The following is a 12,265-nucleotide window of genomic DNA, read 5'->3' as shown; positions in this document are numbered from 1 at the left end:
CATAAACAACGCGCACGGGGCATTTGTAGTGCGCCAGTCGTGCCCGACAAAAGGCAATGATTCCCTCCTCGGCAGGTTCGCTCACCCCATCCTTGAGTTCGATGAACGCGCAGGGCGATTCTCCCCATTTGGGATGAGGTTGCGCCACAACCGCGGCAATCAGCACCGCCGGGTGCTGGTGCAAGACATCTTCGACCTCGACGGACGAGATGTTCTCGCCACCCGAGATAATGACGTCTTTCGATCGATCGGTAATCTGGATGTATCCGTCCGGATGCACCACTGCCACGTCGCCGGTGTGGAACCACCCGCCACTGAACGCGCGCTGGGTGGCTTCGGGGTTTTTCAGGTACCCCTTCATCACGATATTGCCACGTAACATGAGTTCGCCCTGAGTCTTGCCATCCCACGGCACAGCACTCATCGTGTCAGGATCCGCGACATACAATCCAGGTTGTGCCCGAGGTGTAGTTCAGAGCGATGGCGTCCCATTCATCCTCGGGATAGAGACCCGGAAAAGCCGGATCGCCCTGCTGAAGAAACTGCTCATATTCGAACTCGCCAATCAACTCTCCCGCCGGCGCCAGGGGGTCGAGGATATCAATAACCAGCGGAGGGCTATCCAGTCTCATCAGGTACGCACCGCGATGGCTGGGAACAACGCCCTTGGGGTCGGAGACGTATTCGTAGTGACGGGGGCCGGATCGGGCCTCGGGGCCGCCACCGCAATGGCGCTGGCGGAGGCAGGGGCGAAAGTGGTCGTCGTCGATCTTGACTCGAACTCGGGACAGGTTGTTGCCAGGCAGGTGGGCGGCATTTTCGTCCGGGCTGATGTCACGAAAGAGGAAAGCGTCAAGCAAATCTTCGACTATGCCAAGGCGCTTGGACCGTTGCGAGGACTCGTCAACTGTGCAGGCGTTGCGCCCGCTGAGAAGGTGATTGGCAAGAGCGGCGTGCACGGGCTGGCCTCATTCCAGCGCGTGCTGGAGATCAATGTTGCCGGCACGTTCAATGTGCTGAGGTTGTCGGCCGCCCTGATGGCGGAACAGCAGGCAACAGGCGATGGGGAGCGCGGCGTTATCGTCAACACGGCATCTGTTGCTGCCTTTGACGGACAGGTCGGCCAAAGCGCTTATGCAGCTTCAAAGGGCGCGGTGGTGGCAATGACGCTTCCGCTGGCGCGTGAACTCGCGCGCTTCGGGATACGTGTGGTCACGATTGCGCCGGGCATCATGGCTACCCCATTGCTATTGGCCATGCCGGATGAAGTGCAGAAGTCGCTCGGTGCGTCTGTACCGTTTCCTCCGCGGTTGGGCAAGCCGCAGGAATTCGCGGATCTCGTCAAGCATGTGATTGGCAACTCGTACCTCAATGGTGAGGTCATTCGACTCGACGGTGCCATCCGTATGGCAGCAAAGTGAGGGAATCATGCTGAACTCAAACATCGACCCCATCGTCATCCTGTCTGCAGCGCGAACGCCAATGGGCGGTTTTCAGGGAGAGTTGTCCCCATTGACGGCCCCGGAACTGGGAGGCGCTGCCATTCGTGCGGCCGTGGAGCGCGCGAACGTGAATGTAACGTCTGTCCAGGAATTGCTCATGGGATGCGTGCTGCCGGCTGGCGTCGGCCAGGCTCCGGCGCGCCAGGCCAGCATTCACGGCGGCCTGAGTCTCGCCGTGCCGTGCACCACGATCAGCAAGGTATGCGGATCCGGTATGAAGGCGGTCATGTTGGCGCACGACCTGCTTGTGGCGAAGACCAACGACATCATGGTCGCGGGCGGCATGGAGTCAATGTCCAATGCGCCCTACCTGTTACCGAAGGCTCGAGGCGGGTATCGACTGGGTCATGGGACGGTCCTGGACCACATGTTCCTTGATGGTCTTGAAGACCATTACAGCGAAGGCACGCGCGGACGCTTGATGGGAACCTTTGCGGAGGACTGTGCTGCTACGTACGGATTCACAAGAGATGCGCAAGACGAATGGGCGGTGTCGTCCACGCTGCGTGCGCAAGCCGCAATGGAAGCCGGGGACTTTGACTGGGAGACCGTGCCACTCACGTTGGAGGGTCGCAAGGGGCGGGTGCAGGTAAGAAGTGATGAGCAGCCCCGCAAGGCTGATCTGAACCGTATTTCCACCCTGAAGCCTGCTTTCAGGAAAGACGGGACGGTGACGGCTGCAAACTCGAGTTCGATCTCGGATGGGGCTGCCGCAATGGTTCTTGCACGGCAATCCGTCGCAGAGACGATGGGGCTGCAACCGATTGCGAGGATCGTCGGTCACGCGACACACGCGCAAACTCCGGCGACATTCACCACTGCGCCAATCGGGGCGATCCAGAAGCTGCTCGGGCAACTGGAATGGTCCGCATCGGAAGTCGATCTTTGGGAGATCAACGAAGCATTCGCGGTTGTCGCAATGGCGGCCGCGCGCGATCTCCGGCTGGACCGGGACAAGATCAACATCCACGGTGGCGCCTGTGCCTTGGGTCACCCCATCGGCGCTTCGGGTGCGCGGATCCTGGTCACGCTGTTGGCAGCGCTTAAGAAAACTGGCGGCCGTAGAGGGATCGCCAGCCTGTGCATTGGCGGTGGTGAGGCGACCGCCGTCGCCGTTGAGATGGCTTGATCATCGGTCGTGCTGCATCTCCGACGCGATGCAGCACGACTGCTGTCGCAAACGTGGATTAGTCGCCCATGTGGGCGAATTGCCGAAGTCCCTCAAGATCGATCACTTGGATCGCGCCGTATTCCATTGCAACCATGCCTGCATCAGCAAGTTCGCGAAGCGCTCGATTGGTATTCTGGCGCGACAGTCCTGTGAGCCGTCCAATTTCTTCCTGCGACAGCGCCAGGGTCCGGTCGGTCGAAGGGTAGAGTTGACGGTGAAACAATTCGGTGAGGCAGAACGCCACACGACCTGCTGCTTCGTGAAGCCTCAGGTTATGCACTAGGCCGACATAGTAGCCACAACGTGCGTTGAGCTGATCGATAACGTATCGGCTAAATGTGTGATTCTGTTCGAGCAGCCAGAGGAAAGTCGCTTTCGGTACATAGGCGATCCGGCTGTCTTTCAATGCCACTACCGAATACTGTCGTGGTTCGTCCTTGAGGACAGCACCCTCGCCAAACCATGCGCCCGCGGGCATGCTGGCGAAAGTAATGGCTCTTCCGCATGCGGATGCAGTATCTACTTTGACAATACCTTCGACAACTCCAAGCCAATGATCGGCCGGGGCGCCGCGGTGACAGGCCGTGCCTCCGGCGGTCAGGTGCTTTTCAAAGGAGTCCGTCATGACGCGCGCTTTTTCCTGGTCCGTCAGGCGATCGAACCAAGCGGAATTCCCAAAGAATGACGCGAGCGACGCGCGCATGGTCGTCTCAGCGGGCAGCGGCGGCCGAGAAATCTGTCTCCCGAAGCCGGGGGATAGCGATTGCATAGCGAGTTCTCTTTGGTTGCCCGTGGGAAGGCTCTTCTTCGCTGCGTACGGTGTGCACGAACGGAAGTCAACCTTGCGTCGCGTTCGGCTGCGGAGCGCCGATTCGCCGACAGGATGATCTTAAGCGAATCATGATTCCACTTAAGGCTAAGCGGCTCAACGGCCCATGTCAAGCCCTAATGCTCAGTAAAAGCAGGAAATTTCCCGGCTTTAAGGCTATTAAAAGTGCACTACGCTACTCGTCATCGGTCGCGTGGCACTCTTAAGTGCAATTTGGATTCCTATTTGCGCGAAACCAGGTAGGCGGCCCTGCGTTACTACGCGGCGCTCGGGGGAGGGAAGGACAGCATTTGCCCCGCAACTCCGCGCAGGCAGAATGTGATGATTGCGGTGGCATGCGCACTCAGGGACGTCGACGCCTCAGCGGCCTCATTGCTTAGCGGCACGACGAGGCCTTCAAACAGGCAGCCAACGATGCAATCTGCTGAAGCAGCGGCGTTCTGAGCGGGGAATGCCTTCTCGGTGATGCCTTGTTCGATGATTGTCTTGAAGACTCGGGAGAGGGCCCGATGATAAGTCAGGCGCGCTGACTCTACGTCGGGTTCTACAGGTTCAGCGACGAGCGCATGGGCCAGTCGTCGACCGCGGAGCGCCCGGCTGGCAAAGGTCCAGGCGGCCGCGCCAAGCTTCTCGCAGGCGGCGCCGTCTCGCATCGCAATTCCCGCTACAACTTCGACTTCGCGTTGTGCCGCCGATTTGACGACTTCGATCATCAACTCTGTTTTGGAGGGAAAGTAGCGGTAAAGCGTCCCTATCGCGATGCCGGCAGCATCCGCGATCGCAGTCATCTGCGCTTCGCGAAAGCCTGATTGCGCCACAAGTTCGCGCGCCGCTTTAAGAATAAGGGGATGCTTGTCGGCGCCACGGCGTCGGATCCGGACCCGGTGTCCATTCGGAAGATCTTGCATGTCGAATCTGCCGTAGTTCTGTTTCCGCATGGGGACCGCGGTCCACGCGATGGCGGTGCGCCGATTATGCCACGCACTGTCACCCCGTGCCCACGACGCAACCCCGTTGCCTCTGATGATCCTGCATCCTGACGCACGCACAGCTTTGTCCTATGCAAGACAATCTTCGCACGCGACGATCGTTACTGTTCCTGCTGTGGGTTCCGTGAGCACTGGAGTTGGCAATCCAGATGCACGCGTCGATGCACGATGGCCGATCGGAGTCGGCAGTGAAGTGCATGGGACCGCGGAGCACTGCGTACAACATGGCAAGGAGACACAACTATGAATCATGCTCGCGATAAGGTTTGGCGTAGCGTTGGGGCTTTGACCGTCCTCTCAACATTGGCGATCTCGCTGGCTGGATGTGGGGGTGAAGAGAGCGCCCCATCAGTCGGTGCACCTGGCCCAACGACTGCGCAAAAGTCACCGACGGAACTGTGCGGCGAGTTGAAGGGCATTGCCATTCCAGCAGGAAATATTGGCTTGGCCTCTACGGGGGCAACGATAACTTCTGCAACTTTGGTCGCTGCGAGCGACAGCGGCAATACGAGCGGTGAGTTCTGCAAAGTACTGGGCGGCATTCATCCCGTTGACTCTTCTGCACCCGACATCCAATTCGAAGTTGACCTTCCTACGGCATGGAACGGGAAGTCGCTCCACTTTGGCGGTGGTGGACTTGATGGAGTCATTCCTGACACGACTGGCTTCGCCGCATCGGGATTCTCGCCGTATGGCGAGCCGAGCGGTGTCCTTGCCCCGTTGGCTCGAGGCTATGTCACCTACGGTAGCGATGCTGGCCACCAGGCAGCCAATGACTTCGTCGGGACCTTCGCGTCAAACGATGAGGCACTAGCAAACTATGCAGGAAGCCACATAAAAAAGACGCACGACGTCGCGACGTTTCTGATGAAGACGCGATATGGGCAATCCGCGAGCCAGAGCTACTTCATTGGGGGATCTGGAGGAGGTCGGATGGGGCTCGTTGCGGCCCAAAAGTATGCGTCTGATTACGATGGCGTCATCGCCAGCTATCCTGCGTCCGGGCTGCTTGGTCTCTCATTCCAGATGGGGCGAATTTCGCAAGCCTCCCTCTCACCCGGCGGGTTTATCAATGCCGCTAAGGGCAAGGTCTTGCGAGACGCGGTCATGTCGCAGTGCGATACCCTTGATGGGGTAGCGGATGGTGTCATCAGCAATCCAGGCGCGTGCGGATTTGACGCGGCTACACTGCGCTGTCCAGGCGGTGCAGACACTGGAGACACGTGTCTGTCGGATGCACAACTCAATACCGTGGCGACAATCGCCACGCCGCTCATCACTACCTTCGACTTCGCGAATGGTATTCGAACCATCCCGGGCTACAAAGTACTTGCTGGTGCCGACTTTTGGGGGCCGCTGTATCCGTCCCTGGGTTCATCAGCAGCGGACGCCGTTGCGGATCCGGCCACGGCTGATGTGGCAAAGGCATCGTTCTTCTATGCCTTCCCGAATGCCCTGGTGAAGTATGCAATTGCTCGCGACCCGAGCCTCGACATCCTTACCTTCGGGTTCACGAATCCCGGCGCCCTGACCGCGCGGACACAAGCGGTGAGTCAGTTGATAGACGGAACGAGCGTCAATTTCGATGCCTTCAAAAACAAAGGCGGAAAGTTGATCCTGCAACATGGGCAGGCGGACCAGTTTATTCCTGCGCAGATGTCCGTTGACTTGTACAACCGCCTGCTTGCAGCCTATGGGCAGTCCCAGCTCTCATCGTTCCTGAAGTTCTATTTGCTCCCGGGCGCAGCGCATGGCTTCGGCGGCCAATTTGAAGGGGGTTACGACAGCCTGACGGCCCTGGACTATTGGGTGACAAAAGGGGTGGAACCCCATGATCTGATCGTTACCGATGTTACTCCGCCAACTACCGGTAGAAAGCGCCCGGTATGCGAGTATCCCGCGTGGCCAAAGTATGTCGGGGGCGACCCGAACAGTGCAACAAGTTACGTCTGTACTGCTTGAACCATCGAATGCACAGGTAAAGCAACCACATTGGCCCGACGTTTCGTCGGGCCAATGCATGTCGAGGATCTGGTGGTAATTGGACTTCATCCCTTGTTCCGCGCTGAGCGGAACTAAAAATAGGCCGGCTGCGCAGTTCTTGAAGGCCGAAGTAGGATTGACTTCAGCCATTCACCGCCTAGACGCGAATGGCTGAGACTGGCCGGCTACCGCCATTGCACCACGTCATCACCTGCTTGGTGGGAATGGGGAGGGTGTGACGGGGATCGCGGTAGGGACGGAGGTTACCCCCCGCCCCCCGCACAGATCCGTACGTGCAGGGCTACCGCATACGGCTCCTGCCTTGAGTCATGACGCGAAGAAGCGCTGTGTTGGGTAAGGGTGTAGAACGCGAACTGACGGTACATATGGCGCGACCCGTCGGAGGAATCGCGCCCAGGACATTCGCCCATATTGCCCACGTCGCCGGAGGGCATGTAACCAGGCTCGGCAGACCCCAGAACGGAATCTACTTAATCGCAGGTTGTTGCCCGGGACGGCGTGATAGTTGAAGTAGCCCTGCATCACACGGCGTAGCCATGTGCCGACCACTGCGATCGGTTCGTGCCGGCGCCGGTACAGCGCCTGCCGCAGTGCCTTGAGTGTGGCACGCATCCGCTTGCTCGATGTCAACCGCCTGACGATGAAACCGCCATTCGACCGCTTGGTCGCGCAAATGTGCGTGAACCCAAGAAAGTCAAACGTCTGCGGCCGGCCCAAGCCAGCGCGCTTGCGTAGGCTGGCCGCGTAGCGACCAAACTGCAACACTCGCGTCTTCTGTTCGTTGAGCGACAGCCCGAACTGAGCAAATCGTGCCTTTAAGGCCTCCAGGAATCGCGAGGCATCAGCCTCGGCCTCGAAGCCCACAACGCTATCGTCAGCATATCGCACGACGATCACGTCACCCTTAGCGTCGCGGCGACGCCATCGCTGGAGCCATAAGTCAAAGACGTAGTGCAGGTAGATGTTCGCGAGCAGCGGTGAGATCACCGCCCCCTGTGGGGTACCTACCCGTATTTCCGTCTTCGCCCCGTTCTCGATGACGCCGGCCGTCAGCCACTTGCGGATGAGCCGCAGCAGGCGCTTATCCGCAATTCGGTGCTCAAGGAACCGCATCATCCACCCGTGGTCGACCGTGTCGAAGAACGAGCGAATATCTGCGTCGAGCACCCAGTTCACTTTCTTCCAATGCAGCCCCACCCACAGCGCATCAAGCGCTTGGTGCTGGCCACGTCCGGGCCGGAACCCGTAGGAAAACCCAAGGAAGTCGGACTCGTAGATTGGTGTGAGCACTGTCACCACCGCTTGCTGGACGATCTTGTCCTCCAGCGCAGCGATGCCTAGCGGACGCTGTTTGCCGTCCGCTTTGGGTATGTACACTCGCCTTGATGGCAGGGCACGGTAGCGGCCAGCTTGCACCGCGTCCCAGAGCTTGCCTATCCGCTCGACCAAGCATTCCTCGTAGTCGTGCCATGTCACTCCATCAACCCCGGCCGCCGCCGACTTCTTCAAATGCATGAAGCTGTCGATCAGCAATCGCGGCGTGATGTGGTGCATCAGCGCGGTGAACTGCACCTTCTTGCCCGATGCCTTTTGGGCACAGGCTGCTTCGCGTACGCCGTTCAACCCCGTCGACGCGCGGGACCGGCTCTGTGTCCGGGGCGCGGGAGATTGTTCGGCGTTCCTCTTGGCTGCTCGCCTTCCCTCCCGATCCTCCGCAGACGCCGGCTTTGCGGCCGCGTCGTTGTTCGGATCGTTCCTCGGTACTACGCAAGCATCTGACTTCTCGCCAGCGTCGATGTCGGGCGTACGGCCATCGGCCTTCCCCGACCCGCCCACCGCCAGCTGCTCGGTGGGCACTGGCGAGATCTCCCAGTTCCTGTGCAGAGAGCTTCTGTGCATGCTCAGGGTCTTCGACCGCGTGGAGCCCGCCGAGAACTCGCGTTTAGCGCCCTCGACGATGTTGCCTTCCGCTTCGATCAACAGCGTCGGCGCTCCAGACAGAATGATTTCGCGGCTCAATGGCTGGCCTGCACTCTCCCCTGTCAACGCTTCGGCTGCACCCTCGCGGGTGCCGCCGCATGACTCGGGGCCAGGGTGGTTCGCTATTCCTTTCCTGTATCGAACTTTCATCGACTACTCTCTGCCAGTCTCCTGGCGCACTAATCGTACTTTTCGTGCAAAATCTGGCGGTTTCCCCGAAAGCCTTTGTCCACAACGCTTTCCGACAAGCCCACACTTGTTGACGGCTACGAATGAGAGGAGGGCGTAACATATGCGCCCGCGATTCGTATCGCGCCATCTCGATGGGGGCAAGAGATGCCGGGCTTGGGATTTCGCTATGTGGGAAGGGACCGGTTGCCGACGCGGTTGTCGGATTTCGATGTGGAGCGATATTTCGCACTGACCGACAGCGACGTCGCAGCGCTCAATGAGCGCTTTCGTCCCGACCGGCGCGCTGGGGCGGCCATCCAACTGGTATTCCTGCGCGCAAGTGGGCATAGCCTCGGCCAAGTCAGTACGCTGCCGCGCCAGTTGCTCCACTACATCGGCCAGCGGCTCGGTTTGACGACGCCGACCATTGCATCGCTTCGGACCCTATATCGCCGGTACAAAACGCTCTATGACCACCTGATCTGGGCCTGACGGCATCTGGGGTTGAAGTCAATCGGCCCGGACCAATGGGCAGGCCTCGAAGCATGGATGCGCAAAAATGCCAAGGAGTCGCTCACGCTCGACGAACTACTCCAGCACGCGAACTGCTGGCTGTACGAACGAAGGATTCTGATTCCCGCCGACCGGACGTTGCGAGATCTCGGACGATCGGTCTGGGCTGAGACCGAGCGCGACACGCTCGCCCTGATCGAGGCGACCGTCCCTGAGACGCAACTGAGGCGCGCCGATGCAGCGCTATCGAGCCAACACGACGCCGCAGACATGACCGTTCTCGACTGGCTCAAGACGCCGCCGGCCCGGCACAGTCCGACGACGATCACCGAAACGCTGGAAAAGATTCGGTTTCTCAAGGAGATCGGTGTACACACATGGACGCTGGACACCGTGCCGATCGATAAGCAGCGTGCGTGGGCACAGCGGATTCAGGCGCGCCGTCCGGTGAAGACCCGCGAGCTCAAAGGGTCGGCGCGCACTCTTGAGCTGGTATTTTTCCTGCGCGTGACGCTGCTCGAGTTGACCGATTCTCTGCTCTATCAAATAGGGCGCCGCGTTTCCGATCTGGTTCGGCACGCCTACAACAAGACCACAACGAAACAGGCTCGCTCTTCTGTTGAATATCGACAACAACTGGGGCGTTGTTGCATAAATCCGGGGTCGGTTGGGCTGACGTTTACGCGCAACGGCTGGAACGCTGGCTCTGTTAACTTCTGACGATGCGGCGTAGTGTCTTGGATTTTTTCCGGGACGATGCGCAAGGACAACCGACAGCAAGCCGAGCCCAAGGGGGTCTACCGCGTCAAGAACTGGGCGCAGTACAACAAGGGGCTGATAGCCCGAGGAGACGTGACGATGTGGGTCGAAGAGAGCTTGCTCGTGCCACCGGCTAAAGCCCAGTCGCCCAAGCGTGGCCACCCGCTCGTCTATACGGATGCGCTGATCCAGGGTCTGCTCGGTCTCAAGCAGGTGTTCCACCTGCCGCTGCGCGCGCTGCAAGGCTTCGCGCAGAGCTTGCGCACCCTGGCCTTCCCAACATTGCCAGTGCCGAACTACACGACATTGAGCCGCCGCGCGCAAAATCTGAACGTCGTGCTGCCCGCCTCTCGTACCGGCGAGTCGCTGCATCTGGTGATCGACAGCACTGGACTGAAGCTTTACGGCGACGGCGAGTGGAAGGTTCGCAAGCACGGTTGGTCCAAGCGCCGGACTTGGCGCAAGGTCCATCTCGCCATGGACGCGAACACCGGCCAAATCCGTGCCGCGCTGATGACCCATCAGGACGTTGGCGATGGCGAAGTGTTGGCCGACCTGCTCGATCAAATCCCCGCTGATACACCGATCGATACCATCGGAGGCGACGGCGCTTACGACAGCAAGCCGTGCCACGCGGCGATTGCCGCGCGGGATGCACAGCCCTCGATTCCACCACGCGATGGAGCGAAGCCATGGTCCGAAAGTACGCCGGGTGCAGCCTGGCGTAACGAGGCCATCGATGTCATCGAGAAGAGCAGTCGACGCGAATGGAAAGCCGCCAGCGGCTATCACCGGCGCTCGCTGGCAGAGACCCTGATGTACCGCCTCAAGACGCTGACGGGACACAGTCTGTGGGCACGCGAAATCGGGTCGCAGGCCACCGAAGTGGCCATCCGTGCGGGCGTGCTCAACCGCATGGTCGCGCTCGCTCGCCCGCAATCCGTCTGTATCGCCTGAGTTCAGCCTCACCGAGGAGCCCCTGTTTTCAATCTCGATTTATGCAACAACGCCACAACTGGTCGTGATCAAAGCGCTCGTTCATGACAACACGCGCCCGGCAGAAGTCCGACTTGCAGAGATAGGAGCACTTCTTGGGGAGCTACCGGACAAGCCTCCAGCCAGCCATGCGGCCAGCGTGCGCGAAACGCTGACTGATGATTACCGACGCATCCGTAGTCTCCTTGCACCCCTATGTGAACTGGAATTCTCGGGTCGGGACACAGAACCTAGCCTACAGCAACTCGAGCTTATCGCCAGGCTGCGCGATGACGGCGCGACGGAGTTGCCCATTGAACACGGCGTCCCGATTAGCGCCAACTGGCGCGCTTTGGTCGACTGCGACGATCGAAAGCGTGCACTGCACGCTCTGGAAGCCTCCGCGATCACGAGCTTGCGCAAAGATCTGCGCCGCGGGTCGGTGTGGATCAACCACAGTCTGTCCTTTCGTGAACGTGACCAGATGTTGATTCCACCGTCAGAATGGGAGTCCGAGCGAGACCGGCACCTATCATTATTGGGTCTACCAGCTACCGCGGATCCCTTTCTCGAGCGATTGACTGAGAATTTGAAGGCCAGTCTCGCCGCGCTGGAGGAGGCTCGCGAAGCCGGACGCGTGACAATCGGCAAGGATGGCGCTCTGCACCTCTCGACACTTGAGGCGCTACCGACGGACGGGATACCGAGGCGCACACGAGACCTGCTGTTCAAGGCGATCGGCGCAGCTCAGTTTGCGGATCTCATGATGGAGGTGGATGTCCACACGGGATTTAGCGAAGTACTGCTGGCGCGGAAGGCACGCGATGCCAAAGAACTTGTCTCGCTCTACGGCGCGCTGATGGCACACGGCACCGAGATCGATGCGAAAGGCGTTGCCGCCATGATTCAGCAAGTCGATGCTGCGGCGATTTCGAACACAATGCGTGTGCTCGAAATGTCGGGCCGGCTGTCGCGCGCCAACGCGCGCGTGGTCGAGTTTCAACGTACGCACCCCATTACAGAGTTGTGGGGAACTGGCCAGCGAGCCTCGAGCGACTCGATGAGCCTGGATACATCACCTCATCTGTTTTACGCTCGTGTCGACCCGCGTAGGCGCACCCATGCAGTAGGTATCTACACGCACGTCCTGGACCAGCATGGCATCGTGTACAACCAGCCCATCGTCCTTAACGAGCGCCAGGCGGGGGTTGCAATCGAAGGGGCAGTGCGCCACAGCGACACGCGCGAGGACGGCGGCCTGCTCGCGCTTGCCGTTGATACGCATGGGTATACGAACGTGGGAATGGCTGTGTCGAAGCTGCTCGGCTTCGATCTATCAGGCTGCTGAAGTACTCATCGCGCTAGCGATGAG

Annotated in this window: 8 protein-coding genes and 3 pseudogenes; 6 read left to right on the top strand and 5 right to left on the bottom strand. The window is 59.9% G+C overall.

What is annotated here, in order from left to right; all coding sequences use genetic code 11:
- Window positions 1-451 (bottom strand): annotated as a pseudogene (locus MKD38_RS29610) (AMP-binding enzyme); the annotation flags it as partial.
- A complete protein-coding gene (locus tag MKD38_RS29605) occupies window positions 429-632 on the bottom strand; it encodes a hypothetical protein (protein WP_018003739.1) in 204 nt (67 codons plus the stop codon). The gene MKD38_RS29605 and the pseudogene MKD38_RS29610, both read right to left, overlap by 23 nt.
- A 15-nt stretch (window positions 633-647) precedes the next feature.
- Between MKD38_RS29605 and MKD38_RS29600 the strand changes: the two genes are divergently transcribed.
- On the top strand, window positions 648-1,421 hold the full coding sequence (locus MKD38_RS29600) for an SDR family NAD(P)-dependent oxidoreductase (protein WP_012354461.1): 774 nt from the start codon (window positions 648-650) through the stop codon (window positions 1,419-1,421).
- A 7-nt stretch (window positions 1,422-1,428) separates the two neighbouring features.
- The gene (locus tag MKD38_RS29595) at window positions 1,429-2,631 is read left to right on the top strand and encodes an acetyl-CoA C-acyltransferase (protein WP_012354462.1); all 1,203 of its coding nucleotides are present in this window, start codon (window positions 1,429-1,431) and stop codon (window positions 2,629-2,631) included.
- 58 nt (window positions 2,632-2,689) lie between these two features.
- Here MKD38_RS29595 and MKD38_RS29590 read toward each other — a convergent pair whose 3' ends face one another.
- Together MKD38_RS29590 and MKD38_RS29585 are read right to left on the bottom strand one after the other, a co-directional pair.
- Window positions 2,690-3,376: a Crp/Fnr family transcriptional regulator gene (locus MKD38_RS29590; protein WP_012354463.1), complete on the bottom strand. Its 687-nt coding sequence runs from the start codon at window positions 3,374-3,376 to the stop codon at window positions 2,690-2,692.
- Between the two features lie 383 nt (window positions 3,377-3,759).
- On the bottom strand, window positions 3,760-4,410 hold the full coding sequence (locus MKD38_RS29585; RefSeq protein WP_012354464.1) for a TetR/AcrR family transcriptional regulator: 651 nt from the start codon (window positions 4,408-4,410) through the stop codon (window positions 3,760-3,762).
- Between the two features lie 324 nt (window positions 4,411-4,734).
- Between MKD38_RS29585 and MKD38_RS29580 the strand changes: the two genes are divergently transcribed.
- Window positions 4,735-6,453, top strand: a complete 1,719-nt coding sequence (locus tag MKD38_RS29580) for a tannase/feruloyl esterase family alpha/beta hydrolase (protein WP_012354465.1) — start codon at window positions 4,735-4,737, stop codon at window positions 6,451-6,453.
- A gap of 348 nt (window positions 6,454-6,801) precedes the next feature.
- Here MKD38_RS29580 and ltrA read toward each other — a convergent pair whose 3' ends face one another.
- Window positions 6,802-8,514: a group II intron reverse transcriptase/maturase gene (gene ltrA, locus MKD38_RS29575; RefSeq protein ID WP_018003737.1), complete on the bottom strand. Its 1,713-nt coding sequence runs from the start codon at window positions 8,512-8,514 to the stop codon at window positions 6,802-6,804.
- A gap of 297 nt (window positions 8,515-8,811) precedes the next feature.
- Here ltrA and MKD38_RS31240 point away from each other — a divergent pair.
- The 3 genes and pseudogenes from MKD38_RS31240 to MKD38_RS31180 all read left to right on the top strand — a co-directional run.
- Window positions 8,812-9,798 (top strand): annotated as a pseudogene (locus MKD38_RS31240) (DUF4158 domain-containing protein); the annotation flags it as partial.
- Between the two features lie 117 nt (window positions 9,799-9,915).
- Window positions 9,916-10,875 (top strand): IS5-like element ISRta5 family transposase, encoded by a 960-nt coding sequence (locus MKD38_RS29560; protein ID WP_012354468.1) that lies wholly within the window; start codon window positions 9,916-9,918, stop codon window positions 10,873-10,875.
- 55 nt (window positions 10,876-10,930) lie between these two features.
- A pseudogene (locus MKD38_RS31180) lies at window positions 10,931-12,229 on the top strand (Tn3 family transposase); the annotation flags it as partial.
- Window positions 12,230-12,265: the final 36 nt, after the last annotated feature.

It is taken from the genome of Cupriavidus sp. WGlv3 (genome assembly GCF_023952475.1).
Taxonomy (GTDB): Bacteria; Pseudomonadota; Gammaproteobacteria; order Burkholderiales; family Burkholderiaceae; genus Cupriavidus; species Cupriavidus phytorum.
The sequence above is the reverse complement of the archived record's forward strand: the minus strand, read 5'-3'. Positions and strand labels throughout refer to the sequence as shown.